The sequence below is a fragment of the Gryllotalpicola reticulitermitis genome (assembly GCF_042651345.1).
In the GTDB taxonomy this organism is placed as follows: Bacteria; Actinomycetota; Actinomycetes; order Actinomycetales; family Microbacteriaceae; genus Gryllotalpicola; species Gryllotalpicola reticulitermitis.
The window spans coordinates 17336-31897 of sequence record NZ_JBHSCN010000022.1 but is presented as its reverse complement, the minus strand read 5'-3'; the positions used below and the strand labels follow the sequence as shown (position 1 = coordinate 31897).

Annotated in this window: 12 protein-coding genes; 10 read left to right on the top strand and 2 right to left on the bottom strand. The window is 66.9% G+C overall.

Going from position 1 to position 14562, the window contains the following annotated elements; all coding sequences use genetic code 11:
* The first annotated feature begins 1 nt into the window (after position 1).
* The 3 genes from ACFOYW_RS17610 to ACFOYW_RS17600 all read left to right on the top strand — a co-directional run bounded on the left by ACFOYW_RS17610 (position 2) and on the right by ACFOYW_RS17600 (position 5124).
* Positions 2 to 820, top strand: a complete 819-nt coding sequence (locus tag ACFOYW_RS17610) for a carbohydrate ABC transporter permease (RefSeq protein WP_390232085.1) — start codon at positions 2 to 4, stop codon at positions 818 to 820.
* A gap of 81 nt (positions 821 to 901) precedes the next feature.
* Complete coding sequence (locus tag ACFOYW_RS17605) at positions 902 to 4102, top strand: glycoside hydrolase family 38 N-terminal domain-containing protein (protein WP_390232083.1); 3201 nt, start codon at positions 902 to 904, stop codon at positions 4100 to 4102.
* The gene (locus ACFOYW_RS17600) at positions 4099 to 5124 is read left to right on the top strand and encodes a Gfo/Idh/MocA family protein (RefSeq protein WP_390232081.1); all 1026 of its coding nucleotides are present in this window, start codon (positions 4099 to 4101) and stop codon (positions 5122 to 5124) included. Before ACFOYW_RS17605 ends, ACFOYW_RS17600 begins: the two co-directional genes overlap by 4 nt.
* Here ACFOYW_RS17600 and ACFOYW_RS17595 read toward each other — a convergent pair.
* Entirely contained in the window at positions 5095 to 5991 is an 897-nt protein-coding gene (locus ACFOYW_RS17595) for a helix-turn-helix domain-containing protein (protein ID WP_390232078.1), read from the bottom strand. The genes ACFOYW_RS17600 and ACFOYW_RS17595 overlap by 30 nt on opposite strands.
* Positions 5992 to 6166: 175 nt before the next feature.
* Between ACFOYW_RS17595 and ACFOYW_RS17590 the strand changes: the two genes are divergently transcribed.
* A complete protein-coding gene (locus ACFOYW_RS17590) occupies positions 6167 to 6565 on the top strand; it encodes a (R)-mandelonitrile lyase (RefSeq protein WP_390232075.1) in 399 nt (132 codons plus the stop codon).
* 426 nt (positions 6566 to 6991) lie between these two features.
* On the top strand, positions 6992 to 9049 hold the full coding sequence (locus tag ACFOYW_RS17585) for a glycosyl hydrolase family 18 protein (protein ID WP_390232072.1): 2058 nt from the start codon (positions 6992 to 6994) through the stop codon (positions 9047 to 9049).
* A 95-nt stretch (positions 9050 to 9144) separates the two neighbouring features.
* Here the strand turns inward: ACFOYW_RS17585 and ACFOYW_RS17580 are convergent, their stop codons facing one another.
* Complete coding sequence (locus ACFOYW_RS17580; protein WP_390232069.1) at positions 9145 to 9999, bottom strand: NmrA family NAD(P)-binding protein; 855 nt, start codon at positions 9997 to 9999, stop codon at positions 9145 to 9147.
* 85 nt (positions 10000 to 10084) lie between these two features.
* Here ACFOYW_RS17580 and ACFOYW_RS17575 point away from each other — a divergent pair, with 85 nt between their 5' ends.
* The 5 genes from ACFOYW_RS17575 (at position 10085) to ACFOYW_RS17555 (ending at position 14555) form a co-directional block, all read left to right on the top strand.
* Positions 10085 to 10837: a TetR/AcrR family transcriptional regulator gene (locus ACFOYW_RS17575; protein WP_390232067.1), complete on the top strand. Its 753-nt coding sequence runs from the start codon at positions 10085 to 10087 to the stop codon at positions 10835 to 10837.
* 169 nt (positions 10838 to 11006) lie between these two features.
* Entirely contained in the window at positions 11007 to 11936 is a 930-nt protein-coding gene (locus tag ACFOYW_RS17570) for a metal ABC transporter solute-binding protein, Zn/Mn family (RefSeq protein ID WP_390232064.1), read from the top strand.
* Positions 11937 to 11962: 26 nt separating this feature from the next.
* Positions 11963 to 12799: a metal ABC transporter ATP-binding protein gene (locus tag ACFOYW_RS17565; protein ID WP_390232061.1), complete on the top strand. Its 837-nt coding sequence runs from the start codon at positions 11963 to 11965 to the stop codon at positions 12797 to 12799.
* Positions 12796 to 13725: a metal ABC transporter permease gene (locus ACFOYW_RS17560; RefSeq protein ID WP_390232058.1), complete on the top strand. Its 930-nt coding sequence runs from the start codon at positions 12796 to 12798 to the stop codon at positions 13723 to 13725. The genes ACFOYW_RS17565 and ACFOYW_RS17560 overlap by 4 nt, the downstream gene beginning before the upstream one ends.
* Complete coding sequence (locus ACFOYW_RS17555; RefSeq protein WP_390232055.1) at positions 13725 to 14555, top strand: metal ABC transporter permease; 831 nt, start codon at positions 13725 to 13727, stop codon at positions 14553 to 14555. Before ACFOYW_RS17560 ends, ACFOYW_RS17555 begins: the two co-directional genes overlap by 1 nt.
* The last annotated feature ends 7 nt before the right edge of the window (positions 14556 to 14562 follow it).

Sequence of the window (14562 nt, the reverse complement as noted above, 5' to 3'; positions counted from 1 at the left end):
CATGGCGTCTCGGATTGCCCGATACGTAATCCTCGCGGTGCTGGGCATCATCTGGCTGCTGCCGATCTATCTGCTGTTCGCCAACGCAAGCAAGTCGAACGCGAACTTCTCGGGCACCAATCTCTGGAGCGCGGGCACCGTCGGGGACTTCTGGGCGAACATCGTCTCGGTGTTCACGACGACGAACGTGCCGGCGGGCCTTGGCGTCTCGGCGGTCTACGCGATCATCGCGCCGATCGTCGCCGTCATCCTCGGCGCCTTCGTCGGATTCGCCGTGATCGTGCTGAAGCTCCGGCACGGCTTCACGTGGTTCTTCGTCATCTTCTGCGGGACGGTCTTCCCGATCCAGATGATGGTGATCCCGTGGTTCAGCTTCTCGGCGAACACGGGGCTCTACGACACGGTCGTGGGCATGATCATCATCTACTCGATCGTCTGCCTGCCGTTCTCCGCGTTCGTGATGCGCAACTTCTTCAGCGGCATCGCCGAGTCCGTGTTCGAGGCCTCCGTCGTGGACGGCGCGGGCGTCTGGCGGATCTTCACCCGGATCTACCTGCCGATGAGCACGAGCGCGCTGGTGGTGGTCTTCATCCTGCAGGCGACGTGGGTCTGGAACGATTTCCTGCTGTCGCTCATCCTGACGCAGAGCACCGCCCGCCCCGTGATGCCGTTGCTGAACGCCCTGCAGTCGACCGAAGGCGCAGGCCCCGGGTACACGGTGACGCTGACGGCGGCCGTACTGGTCTCGGTGCCGACCGCGGCCCTGTTTCTCTTCACCCAGCGTTTCTTCCAGAAGGGCCTTGCTCTCGGACAGTACTGACGAGACGCTGCCGCCACGCGCGGTGGCCGCCCGAAAACATCCCTGCTCTCACCCGCACCAATGCCAGATAGGAACTTTTGCATGTCCACCCCCAAGCTCATCAAGACTCGGCCGTGGGACGACCAGGATGCCCGCCGTGGTCTGATCGAGCGCGCCGTGCACGCTGAGGGCGTCATCGGCTCCACGGGCGTCGCCGTCCTTCCCGAACCATTGATCAAGACCGTCGATGGCGTCCGCACCCAGAGCGTGCGGCTCATCGGGCGCGATGCCGACCTCGCCGGGCGCGCCATGCGACCGTCATTGACGACGACATCGGACGCCGAACTCATCGTCGCTGTCGAGAACGGTCCGGCCGGAAGTCTCCGCCTGCTCGTGCGCGCGGTGGCCGCGCCGACCGAGGTCCGACTCGCAATCCCGGAGCTCGGTGCAGAGACGCTCCCGTTCGTCCTCCAGGAGCAGCGCGAGTGGACGATCCACCTCGTGCACCACTCGCACTTCGACTTCGGCTATACCGACCGCCAGACGGAGGTGTTCGCGGCGCAGCGCTCATACCTCGACAGCGCACTCGACCTCATCGATGAGACCGCCGACTGGCCTGAGGAAGCGCGCTTTCGCTGGAACAGCGAGGCGCTCTGGGCGATCTCCGACTGGCGCAAGCATCGCCCGGAGAACCAGATGCAACGGCTCGTTCAGCACGTCAAGGGCGGGTCTATCGGCTTGAGCGCACTTCCTTACAACCTCCACACAGACGTGTGCTCGACCGATGAGCTGCATGAGCTGCTGCGGGGCGCGCGCGACCTCCGCGATGAGTTCGGCATTCCGTTCGCCTCCGCGATGCAGACCGACGTGCCTGGACAGGTCGCTGGGCTGCCGGACGCGCTCCAGGAGGTCGGTGTCAAGTACCTGTCGGTCGCACACAACTGGGCTGGGCGATCTCAGCCGCACACCACGGGCGCTCTGAACCTTCCTCGGCTGTTCCGCTGGCGCACTCTTGCCGGCAGCGAGGTGCTGGTGTGGATGACGGACAGCCCGCACGGTCTCGCCTACATGGAAGGGCCGATGGTCGGTTTCAGCCAGAGCATCGAGGAGGTGGAGAACTACTTCCCCGCGTACCTCACCTCCATGGTGGCCAACGGCTACCCCTTCCCGCCCGGCGTGTTCGGGGCGCACGGCGAGTCCTTCGCCGGCCGGGACCCGTACCCCTGGGACATTCTTCATTTGCGCGTGCAGGGGCTGATGGGCGACAACGCGCCGGCGCGGTTGGCGTTGCCCAGCATCGTGCGCCAGTGGAACGAGACGTGGGACTGGCCGCGCTTGCGCGTGTCCCGCAACGAGGACTTCTTCGCCGATGCTGAGGCGCGACTCGGCGACGAGCTCGTCACGGTCGAAGGCGACTGGGGCGACTGGTGGGTTGAGGGAGTCGGCTCGGCCGCAGTGCCCATGGCATTCATGCGCAAGGCACAGGCTGAGGTAGTCGATGGGCGCACCATCTCTCAGTTGAGTGCGATGCTCGACGGCCGGCCAGTGCGTGACGAGTCGACGCAGGCGTCGGCCGCATATGAGGCGATCTCGATGTTCAACGAACACACCTGGGGCGCCGGGAACTCCTGGACGCATGGCGACGAGGGGTTCTCGTCGGGCGAGCTCCAGTGGCAATGGAAGGTTGCGCAAAGCCTCATCGCGCAGCAGCGCTCGTCGGAACTGCTCGAGACGGCGCTGGTCTACCTCGGTCAGTCCGTCGCCGCAGGCGACGGTGCCACGGCGAGCTTCGCGATCGCCAACCCGACCGGTCTGCGCCGCTCCGGGACGGTGCGCTTCTTACTCCCGGAAGCGGTGGTGCCGCTGGCTGCGAGCATCCGACTGTTCGATGGCCGAGACGGATCCGAGCTTGCCTTCGTCACCGAGAGCCAGGCGAACGCCGCTCACCGGGAATCCGGTCGCTGGATCATCGCGCGCGTCGAGGATGTTCCGGCACTGGGCTACGTGCGGGTCGACGTGCACGCCGGTGACCCGGCCCTGCGGGAGCACGAGGAGGGCGCCAACGAGAGCGTTCCGCGCAGCGCCTCCGGCCGCAGCGAGTACGGCCTGATGTCGCTCGGCGATGAGGGACGGAGCGAGGGGTCGGCTCTCGCCGCTCGACCGCGCAGAGAGTTGCTCATGCTCGAGAACCAGCACCTCAGGGTGCAGGTCGACGAGCATGCCTCAGTCATCTCGTCCATCCTCGAGAAGCGCACCGGCCGAGAGCTGGTGAACGCGAGTGCGGTCGTCGGCTTCAACGGCTACGTCTATGACGAGTACGCGAGTTCCGGTGGGGGCTTCAACCATCTGGCCAACAAACTCGCAACGAGCGAGCGGCTCGAAATGCTTGCCACTCGCACCATCGGGCGTCCGTCTCGCATCGTCGAGCGCGTGGACAACACGATCGAGCAGGCGCTCGTCTACGAGTATCAGGCGGATGGCGCCGACTGGATCCGGGTCACGCTGCGCCTGCGCAACGACGAGCCGCGGCTTCTCGTCGAGAACCGCCTCTCGAAGCCTTCCCGGCTGGTCAAGGAGAGCGCTTACTTCGCGTTCCCGTTCGCGGGGGACGACGCGCGGCTGCGCTTCGAGGTCTCGGGCAGCGTGACTGGCAGCGGGCTTCCGCATATTCCGGGCGCGCCCCAGCACATGCGCGGGGTGCGTGACTGGGTCCTTGTCGAGGACGGCGACGCGGCGGTGGCATGGGTCACGAAGGATGCGCCGCTCGTGGAGCCGCACACCATCGCGGTCCCCTATGCCCCATTCCCCGCAAGTACCAGCCCGTCGGAGCCCGGCACGATCTACTCTTGGGTCCACAACAACGTCTGGGACACGAATTTCCCGATCGAGCAGGGCTTCGAGGCGACGTTCGAATACGCCATCGGTGTACGGGCCAACGAGCACGAGACGGCGAGTGAGCTGGCGCTGCGTACCGCAGCCGAGTACGTGCATCCTCTTCGGGCCGCGCGAGCAACCGGTACGCGCCGTGCGGTCGAGCGTGGTGCGCTCGCTCTGTCCGACGCGCGGGTGCAGGTCGTCGGACTGGTCGAGGCAGGCGAGAACGCCACGATCGTGCGGCTGCAGTCGTTCGCCGACGAGCCGATCACCCTCGCGATCGAGCTCGCCGGGGTGCCCGAGCGTGTCGTCAAGTCCAGCTATCTCGGTGACGAGCTGCACGACCTCGAGCTGGACGGCAGCACCGTATCCGTGCCGCTCGCCCGCTTCGAGGTCACGGCGGTCAAGGTGGTCAGGCCGGCGGGATGACGCGTCCCCTATCGTTCGGCCTGATCGGGGCCTCGCGCATCGCGGTGGAGGCGTTGCTCGAGCCTCTGAGCAGACGCGCCGATGCGCGGGTGGTGCATGTTGCCGCCCGCCGTCCTGGCGCGGCCGAGGCGTTCGCGCGCGATTGGGAACTGCGCCGGGCCTCCGTCGCATATGACGACGTGCTTGCAGACGACGACGTCGATGCCGTCTACGTCTCCAACGCCGCAGTCGACCACGCGCGCTGGGCGATCGCCGCGCTCGAGCACGGAAAGCACGTGCTGTGCGAAAAGCCGATCGCCGTCGACGAGCGTGAAGCGCTCACCATAGCGGCCGCCGCCGTGAGCGCGCGTCGGGTCGTCATGGAGGGGTTCCACTATCGGTTCCACCCGCTCTTCCGGCTGCTGCTGGGAATCGTCTCGTCAGGGACCTTTGGGCGCCTGCTGTCATCGAGCTCGGTGATCGCCGGCGTCCGACCATACGACCCGAACTCGATTCTTCACGCCGCCTCTCTCGGCGGCGGGGCACTCTTTCACAACGGCGTCTATGGAGCGCACTGGTCGCGGCTTCTCTTCGACTCCGAACCCGTCAGCGTCAGCGCGCGGAGCCAGCTGAACCCCAGCGGGGCGGACGCGCAGACGAGCGCCGAACTGCGATTCGGGGACGGGGGCGTGGCGCACGTGGAGTGTTCGTTCGTGACCAATGCTCCGGTCTCGGTGACCCTTGAGTTCGAGCGGGCCGTCGTCGCAGCGACGGGCGTCATCGGACCCCACCATGGGCACAGCCTTCGGATCGGGCCCGCCGCTGGGCCGAGCCGAGTACGCACGGTCGCGGGTCGAAGCAGCTTCGACTACCAGCTTGCAGAGTTCGTGCGGCGCTGTGCTGCCGCCGGCGCTGCCGGCGGGGCTATCGCAGGAGCAGCTTCCTCACCGGGGCGAGGAGACGACATCGCCGCAAACATGAGGGTCATTGACGCAATCCGTCGCGCCGCAACGTCAGGGGTTCCCGAGATGATCGGCCGCTGAGCGATGCGCACGGGATGTGTCAGGCGGCGCGTCCATCGTCCAATTGCCGAGCAGCGGAAACGTCTCGGCTGACACGGAACCCGGTTCAGCCACGTAGGCGAAGATCTCGATTCCCGCGTCGCCCGCTATTTCGAGTCGTTCGTATCGCAGCGCGAGCTCGCCCACGATCGGATGATTGAAGCGCTTCTCCATCTTTCGATGCAGGCGCACGTTGTGGCTCGCCCACAAGGCGGCGAACTCCGGAGACCGTGTCGAGAGCTCGCCGACCAGATCTGACAGGTCCCGGTCGAACGGGTCGTGCCCGGCCTGCGCACGCAGCCCGGCGACGCATTCCTTTGCGGTGCGATCCCAATCGGCGAAGAACTCTCGGGCGCGCGGATCGAGATAGGTGAATCGAGCCATGTTCGCGGGCGCGCCCGACTCGAACATCGGCGCGAACAGGGCGCGGCCAAGGTGGTTCGCGGCCAGGATGTCCTGTCGGTTGTTCACGATGAAGGCCGCCGCACCGGTCATCGCTTCGATGATCCATTCGGCGCTCGGTCGAACCGTGCTCCTGGTCGGGGTGCGCCGACCACGGGCGTGCGGGGCGCGAGATGCCCGGGCGAGGTCCGCGAGATGCATCCGTTCTGCTTCATCGAGTCGGAGCGCGCCCGCGATCGCGTCGAGCACGCCGTCGGAGACGCCCGTCAGATCGCCTCGCTCCATCCGGTTGTAGTAGTCGACGCTGACGCCCGCGAGGGTCGCAACTTCCTCTCGCCGCAGCCCCGGAACCCGACGGATGCCGTAGCTCGTGAGGCCGACCTCGCCGGGCGTGATCTTCGCGCGTCGTGAGACGAGGAAGTCGCGCACCTCAGCTCTCGCATCCATACCCACCGACACTACGGCGCGCGTGCTCGCCGTGGGGTGCCCTGTCGTTACATGGGAAAGCTCGGCCTCTCACCACCGCGTGCGGCGGTGGTTTGTTGATGAAGCACCTGCAGAGCGAGCAAACCGGCCGACGGGGTCGGCGTCACGTGCAGGTGCCATCGACAAGGAGTTGAAAGTGAAGATCACGCGTAGCGAGCTGGACACGATGGCGGCCGGTCCGAGCGACTGGTTCGACGGAAACGTCTACATCGACGTCGTCAGCGTTCCCTCACAGCAGTCGAAGGTCATGGGCGGAGTCGTGCACTTCGCGCCCGGTGCCCGCACCGCATGGCACACCCACCCGGCGGGTCAGACCATCTACATCACGGAGGGCGTCAGCCTGGTGCAGCGAGAGGGCGGCGCCATCGAAGAGGCCCGGCCCGGCGACAGCATCTACATCGAACCCGGCGAGAACCACTGGCACGGCGCCGCCCCGACGCGGTTCGCGGTGCAGCTCGCCTACCAGGAGGCGGATGAGACCGGCAACCACACGACCTGGGGCCGCAAGGTGACCCCCGAGGAGTACGCCGGGTAGGCGCGGGCGGCCGCGTGTCTACGTGCTACCTCGCAAGGGCGACCGCGGGCCCACGGTACGTGAGCGGGGTGTGCGGGTCACCAACCTACCGTCGAAGCGCCATCGCTCCTTTTCGCAGGTGGCGCAGAGATGGAGGTATGTGTGCCCGTACAGAGCAACGTTGACCGGTCGGGCGAAAAACGCTCGACCAGCGGCCGCCGCAAGAGAGGCCGGCTACGGGGGCTTTCGTTGGTGGTCGCTGGTCTGGTGGCTCCGGCAGTCATCCTGTCAGGGGGTGTCGCAGCGACCGCAGCCACGACCGAACTGACTGCCGATGACGAGAAGAACATCATTTCCGGGTTGACCGCCAAGCATATGTGGTCGAACGACGGTGGGGCGTCGTGGAGTCAAGGGAACGACGCGCAGTCATTCAAGGGTCGGCAGGATGTGCTGATTGCAAGCTACGACGCCGACGTGGTCAAGAGCGTTCCCTGGGCCGCGCGAGAATACGCCACTGCCGGAACACTGGTGCTGCACGGCGGCGCCCTGTACCAGAACAAGTGGTGGGCCGGCCCATCGGACGAGCCGGGGCGATCGGATGCGTGGGCGAAGCTGCGTGAACCCAACCTGACGCCCTTGGCAGAGTTCGGCTTCACTCCCTGGAGCGGCGCGATTGCGGAGGCGTTCCAGCGCGACGAGCGTCAGCGGGGAATCGACCAGACGAAGGTGGTCGGCTACTTCCCGGAGTGGGGCATCTACGAGGCTCACGACTCCTACACGGTCGCGGACATTCCGTTCGACAAGATCACCCACCTCAACTACGCGTTCGGTCTGCTGAAGAAGGGCGCGGACGGCACGTGGGGCGTCGCTGTCGGCGACTCGTGGGCCGCGTTGGAGAAGAACGGCGGCCTCTACAGCCAACTCGCCGCCGCGACCGCGGCGAACGGCGTGGAGAACATGCTCTCGATCGGAGGGTGGACGAACAGCGAACACGGTGAGTTCGAGGACGCGACCGCGACTCCGTCGAAAGCGGAACGGCTTGCCGATTCGATGGTGACCTTCATGGATCAGCATGGCTTCACCGGGCTCGACATCGACTGGGAGTACCCGAGAACTGCCCGAGCGGCCGATCAGTTCGAGGGACTGCTCTCGACGCTGCGCACGAAACTGACGGAGATCGGCAAGGAGCGAGACCAGTACTACCCGCTCTCGATCGCGGTCTCTCCTAATCACACGCTGATGGAATACATCAAACCGAGCGTGATCAAAGACCTGGTCGACACGGTCAACGTGATGTCTTACGACTACCACGGCGCATTCGACCCGGTCACCGGCCACAACTCGCCACTGACCGGCAACTCGCTCGACGCGGACCCGAAGCTCAACACGACCGCGACCATGGCCGAGTTCCACGAACGCTACGGCATCGACAAGAAGCAGCTGCTTGTCGGCGTTCCGTACTACGGCCGTGGTTGGGGTGACGTCGAACCCACGGAGAAGATTGCCGGCCTTCCCGGGCTCGGCACGTCCGGTACGGCGACCGTCGCGGGCGCCTGGGACGATGCCGGTCAGCGCACCGGCACGAATCCGTGGTACCTGCTCAAAGGCCTCGAGTCCGACTCGGGCTACGAGAAGTACTGGGACGACGAGTCGCAGGTGCCGTACCTGTACAACCGCACCACCAAGACCTTCCTGACCTACGACGATCCGCGTTCGGTGCAGGCAAAGGTCGACTTCATCCGCGACAACAACTACGGCGGGGCCATCATCTGGGATCTGACGGGCGACACCAAGGATCACCAGCTTGGAAACATCGTCGGGCAGCTGCTCGAGAAGTCAGACCAGCCCGATGAGAACTCATTCGCCCCGACTCTCCGCTTGCAGAACGACGTGAAGAACGTCGTGCCCCAGATCGTCCTGCCCTCAGACGCCTATGACAGTGCAGACCGGTACATCGTCCGCCACAACGGCAACTATGTGATGGAGATCTATCGCGGCGCCGCCTACTACTCCTCCGTCAAGAAGGACAGCACGTCGGTGGTTGTGTCGCGCTCGGTGCCGGCAGCTGTTGGCGATTCCTTCAGTCTCGAGCGTGCCCCCGGCACCCCTGGGCGCAGCTCTGCCGGTGCGGAGGTGCTTCAGAAGGTATCGGTCACGGCGGCCCACCTCACGCCGAACGCGGCCGCGAAAGCAGGGGTCGTCTCCATTCGGAAAGCCGCCACGACCGTCGACCTGACCTTGTCGCGCACAGCATTCGATGGTGCGAACCGCTACATGGTGATGCTTAACGGCAAATATCTGATGGAAGCCCGTAACGGCAAGGCGTACTACTCGAGCAAGACGGCGACGAGTGACACCGTGACACTCACAAACCGTGGAGCGTTCAAGCCAGGCGATCGAGTCGAGGTTTGGCTCGCGTCGAACTATTTGAGCAACTGGGCGCCCGCTGCGGTTCTGCTGGACACCGTAGAACCCGCGAAAGCCGTGGCCCCGCAGCTTCGGTAACAACACACGGATTCACACAACAGGGGTCGCCCGGTGGGGCGGCCCCTGTTGGCGCCGACCACCGTCTTGGCAGGCGCGTGCGATCGGGGCGCGGCTCAGCCGAGCTCAGCCGCAAGGAAGTCCTGCACCGTCCGCGGTTCGCGGCCGAGCCGTGCGGGCAGGGTGGGATCGGTGCCGGCGAAGAAGCCTCCCGCTGCGGCCTGGTACATGCCGAGAAGGAACCCCGCCACCGGCGCGGGCGTGCCGGCGGCGAGCTGCGCGCGTGTCCAGTCATCGGGATCGATGTCCTCGAAGCGGATCCGTCGTCCGGCGGCGGCCGTGGCAATGTCCGCGATCTCCGCGAAGGTCGGCGCCTGACGCGCGGTCATGGTGACCGGTCCCGTGAAGTCCTGATCGGAGACGATCAGAGCTGCGGCGGCCTCGGCGGCATCCTCGCGGGCTGTCCACGAGACGGGGCCGTCGCCAGGCACGGCAATGACCCCGGTCTCGCGCCACGGGCCGAGCAGCCACCGCAGGCTGTGCAGGTAGAAACCGTTGCGCAGCGCCGTCCACGTGAGTCCGGATTCGGCGAGGAGCTGCTCGGTTGCGGCGTGGTCGCGGGCGGGGCGGAACGGAGAGTCTGCCGCGGCGCCCTGGTGGCTGGTGTACAGCACGTGCCCCACGCCGACACCGACGGCCGCGTCGATCGCAGCGCGGTGAAGGGTCACGGCGTCTTCGCTCGGGTCACTCGAGGAGACGAGCAGCAGCTTCTGGGCGCCGTCGAACGCTGGCGGCAGCGATGCGGGCTCGGTGAAGTCCCCGTACCGCACGGTCACGCCGCGCTCGGCGAAGTGCTGCGCCTTTGCGGGGTCCCGCGCGACGACGACGAGCTCCGAGGGCGGGATTCGGGTGAGCAGATGGTCGGCAGTCGCGCCGTTGAGTGCGCCCGTGGCGCCTGTGATGACGATCATGGAGTGCCTTTCGTGTTTCCGACGGAATCAGGCATACGTTAGCACTGGAAACACAGTGCTAACAGCGACCCGTTATCGTTGTCTCATGACGGTCGAGACGGATGCTCGTGCCAGCAATCGCCAGCGCATCGTCGCGGTCGCGGCGGCGCTTCTGCGCGATGGGGGACAGTCCGCCGTCACCACCCGCAGCGTCGCGGATCGCGCGGGCGTGCAGGCGCCGACCATCTATCGCCTGTTCGGTGACAAGGACGGCCTGCTCGACGCGATCGCCGAGCACGAGATGACGATCTTCGCCACCGCGAAGAGATCAGCCGTGGCTGTCGCGGCCGACGATGACATCGACCCGATCGAGGATTTGCGCACGGGCTGGGACATGACGGTCGGCTTCGGCCTCGCGAACCCGGATCTCTATGCGCTCATCAGCGACCCCAGCCGCCGACCACGATCGCCGGCCGCGGCGGCGGGCATGCAGCTGCTCGCCGACCGAGTCCATCGCGTCGCACGCGCCGGACGACTACAAGTCTCCGAAGATCGGGCCGTCGACCTGATCCACGCTGCGGGAACCGGCGCCGTCCTGGCTACCCTCGCCAAACCCGCGGCGGAACGCGACCAACGACTCGCGGACGCCATGTTCGACGCGATCCTCACGCAGATCATCGCGCCGGACGATGTCGACAGAGCCGCCCGTCGGGCGACGCCGACGGAAAGCCCCATCGACGTCGCCGCCCACGCTGTCGCTCTTCGCGCGCACGCAGACGACCTCGCCGCTCTGAGCGAAAACGAGCGACGCATGCTCACCGAGTGGCTCGACCGGGTGATCGCAGGCCCTCGTCCCTGAGCCTGGACTTACCGCTAGAGCGGCTGACGGGTGGGCGCCGCGACCTGATTGAGAACGGTTATCGTTTCGATTAGCGTTATTTCGCACGCCGTCGTAGTCTCAACCGTACTGAGAATTGTTCTCAATAATCACGGTGGTTGGGGCAGTGCCCTGGATTGGATGGACGTCAGTGCGCATCAAGAAACTGGTGGCCGCGGGCATCGCGGCCGCGGCGGTCGCGACTGCTCTGGCCGGTTGTTCGCAGGCCTCGAGTGCGAGCACCAGCGGTGGCAGCGGCAAGATCGTCGTCGTCGGGGCCGAGAACGAATACTCGGATGTCGCGGCGCAGATCGGTGGCAAGTACGTCAGTGCGAAGGCGATCATGAGCGACCCGAACACCGACCCGCACACCTTCGAGGCCAGCGCGAGCGTCGCCAAAGAGCTCAGCACGGCTCAGCTCGTGGTTCAGAACGGGGTCGGCTACGACGACTTCATGGCCAAGCTCGAGGCGGCGTCGCCGAACAAGAACCGCACGGTGATCGTCGCGCAGAAGGTGCTCGGCCTGCCGGACAGCACCGAGAATCCGCACCTCTGGTACGACCCGACGACGATGCCGGCGGTTGCGAAGACGATCGCGGCCGATCTCGGCAAGATCCAGCCGTCGCACAAGAGCTACTTCACCTCTCAGCTGGCGGCCTTCGACGCCTCGCTGAAGACCTGGACCGACCAGCTCGCCACCTTCAAGCAGAGCCACGCGAACACGCCGGTGGCGGTGACCGAGCCGGTGGCCGACTACATGCTGCAGGCGGCGGGCATCGACATCAAGACGCCGTGGTCGCTCCAGGCGGCGATCATGAACGACACCGACCCGTCACCGCAGGATTCCGCGACGCAGGACGCGTTCTTCACCGGCAAGTCGATCAAGGTGTTCCTCTACAACCAGCAGGTGACCGACTCCATCACCTCGCACTTCCTGTCGCTCGCGCACTCGAGCGGAATCCCGGTCGTCGGCGTGTACGAGACGATGCCGACCGGCTACACGTACCAGAAGTGGATGGAGGCCGAGTTGACCGCGCTGCAGAACGCGATCACAAGCGGCCAGTCCACCGAGAAGCTGTGACGGATTCCTTGACCACGGATTCTTCGATGACGGATGCCCCGGGCCACGTGCTCTCCGCTCGGGGCATCCGTGTCGCCCTGTCTGGCAAGCAGATCCTCGACGGCGTCGATCTCACGGTTGCGGCGGCGGAGTTCGTCGGCCTGATCGGCGCGAACGGCGCCGGGAAGACCACGCTGCTGCGCGTGCTCCTCGGTGTGCTCAGCCCGACATCCGGCAGCGTGCAGCGGCCCCGCCGGGCGGCGCACAGCGGCGGTGTCGGCTATCTGCCGCAGAAGGTCGCCCTGGACGCGGACGCCCCGATGCGTGCGCGCGATGTCGTCGCGCTCGGAATCGACGGCGGCCGGCTCGGGCTGCCATTGCGTCGCCGATCCGCGCAGGAGCGGGTCGAGGAGGCGATGGAGTCCGTCGGCGCGCTGTCGTTCGCGGACCAGCGCATCGGCGAGCTCTCCGGCGGTCAGCAACAGCGTGTACTGCTGGCTCACGCCCTCATCAGCAACCCGTCTCTGCTGCTGCTGGACGAGCCGCTCGCGAACCTCGACCCCGGGAGCGCCCACGACATCGTGCAGCTCCTCGACCGGTTGCGCCGCACGCGCGACGTCGCGATCGTGATGACGGCCCACGACATGAATCTGCTGCTCCCGGTCATGGACCGGCTCGTCTATCTGGCTGCCGGCCGCGCCGTCACCGGCGCGCCGGGCGACGTGGTGCGCAGCGATGTGCTCACTCGCCTGTACGGGCGGCCGATCCGCGTCATTCGCGCCGAAGGCCGCGTCATGGTCATCGCCGACGATTCCGTCGGGGTGCCCGACGAGGTCCACCACGAGCCCGCTGCGACTGCCGAGCTGCGACGGGAGCGCGCATGAGTGCCCTCGCCACGGCGGCAGCCGCGAGCGGATTCCTCAGCAGCCCGACCGTGCACACGGCGCTGATCGTCGGAGGCTTCGTCGCCGCGGTCACGGGGATCATCGGCGTGTTCACCGTCATCCGTGGCCAGTCGTTCGCCGGGCACGCACTCGCCGACCTCGGCGCGGTGGGCGGATCGGGTGCGTTCCTCGTCGGCATCAGCCAGCTGTGGGGTTTCGTCGGGGCCGGCATCATCGCCGCGCTGCTGATGGAGGTCATCGGCGTGCAGCGCCTGAAGGGGCGGGATGTCGCGACCGGGGTCGTCTTCGGCTTCGGGCTGGGGCTGACCGCCCTGTTCCTCTACTGGGACACGACCATCGGCGGCTCCAGCAACGCCGCCGTCTCGGTGCTGTTCGGGTCGCTGTTCGTCATCGATCCGGGCGTGATCCCGACGGTGATCGCCCTCAGCATCGTCGCGCTGCTCCTGATCGTCGTCGCGTACCGGTGGCTGCTGATGGAATCCCTCGACCACGATCTCGCCGCCGCCCGCGGTGTTCCAGTGCGGGTGACCGGCATCCTGTTCCTCGTCGCGCTCGCTCTTGCGGTCGAGCTGTCATCGCTGACGATCGGCGCGATCCTGTCGACCGCGCTGCTCATCGGGCCCGCCGCGACCGCGCTGCTGCTCACCCGTCGCTTCGGCTACGCCGTGCTGCTCTCGGCCGGCCTGGCGGTCGCGACCACCTGGGTCGGCTGCTGGGTCTCCTACGAGAGCTACTACTGGGGCGGACGCACCAACTGGCCGGTGAGCTTCTGCATCGTCGCGCTGGTCTTTCTCGTCTACCTCGGTGTGCGTGTCGGGGCGCACCTGCGGTCCACGCGCCGCGCGCCCGCACAGGCAGGTGCGGTCGCGGGCTCCGAGTCCGAGCTTGCTCAGGTGGCCGGCTGATGTTCGCCCCGTTCATGATCAACGCGTGGGAGGCTGGCACCATCGTCGCCCTGATCGCCGGTGTCGTGGGGTTCTTCGTCGTGCTGCGCGGCAACTCGTTCCTCGCCCACGCTGTTCCTCACGGCGCGTTCGCGGGCGCGGCCGGCGCCGTGCTCGTCGGTGTCGACCCGCTCATCGGCCTCGGCATCTTCGCTGCCGGAGGCGCGCTCACGATCTCGGTCCTCGGTCGCCGCGCCCGCAGTGACGTCATCACCGCACTCGCCCTCGTCATGATGCTGGGACTCGGGGCGCTGTTCCTCAGCCGCTCCACCGAGTACTCCGCGGAGGTGTTCTCGCTGCTGTTCGGGCAGATCCTCGGCGTCTCCAGCGTCGAGATCGTGCCCATGGTCGTCCTCGGTGCGCTGTGCCTGGTTGCAGTCGCGGTTCTCTTCCGGCCGCTGCTGACCGCCTCAGTGGTGCCGGACATGGCCGCGTCGCGCGGGGTCAGCCCACAGGCCATCTCCGTGGTGTTCGGCCTGATCCTCGCCTGCGCCACCACGATGAGCGTGCCGATCGTCGGCGCCCTGCTCATGTTCGCTCTGCTGGTGGGGCCGCCGGCTGCCGCGCGCTTTCTCACCCGGCGCCCGGCGTCGGCGATCGCCCTCTCGGTGGTGTTCGCGCTGGTGACGATCTGGGCGTCGATCGCGCTCGCATATGCGAGCGATTGGCCGGTCGGATTCTTCGTCACCGCGATCAGCGCGCTGCTTTACCTCCTGGGGCGCGTTGCGGCGTCGACGCGCCGCGCGGCCCGGCGCCGTGGGGTACCTCGGGGGACCGCGCTCGCCGCATAGGGTGGTC

Coding starts and splice junctions, on each gene's coding strand:
- ACFOYW_RS17595 (WP_390232078.1), bottom strand. CDS start 5,991: ATGGATGCGAGAGCTGAGGTGCGCGACTTCCTCGTCTCACGACGCGCG.
- ACFOYW_RS17580 (WP_390232069.1), bottom strand. CDS start 9,999: ATGATCGTCATCACAGGCGCCACGGGCGCACTCAACGGCGCGACTGCC.
- ACFOYW_RS17565 (WP_390232061.1), top strand. CDS start 11,963: ATGACGGATGCCCCGGGCCACGTGCTCTCCGCTCGGGGCATCCGTGTC.
- ACFOYW_RS17560 (WP_390232058.1), top strand. CDS start 12,796: ATGAGTGCCCTCGCCACGGCGGCAGCCGCGAGCGGATTCCTCAGCAGC.
- ACFOYW_RS17575 (WP_390232067.1), top strand. CDS start 10,085: ATGACGGTCGAGACGGATGCTCGTGCCAGCAATCGCCAGCGCATCGTC.
- ACFOYW_RS17600 (WP_390232081.1), top strand. CDS start 4,099: ATGACGCGTCCCCTATCGTTCGGCCTGATCGGGGCCTCGCGCATCGCG.
- ACFOYW_RS17555 (WP_390232055.1), top strand. CDS start 13,725: ATGTTCGCCCCGTTCATGATCAACGCGTGGGAGGCTGGCACCATCGTC.
- ACFOYW_RS17605 (WP_390232083.1), top strand. CDS start 902: ATGTCCACCCCCAAGCTCATCAAGACTCGGCCGTGGGACGACCAGGAT.
- ACFOYW_RS17610 (WP_390232085.1), top strand. CDS start 2: ATGGCGTCTCGGATTGCCCGATACGTAATCCTCGCGGTGCTGGGCATC.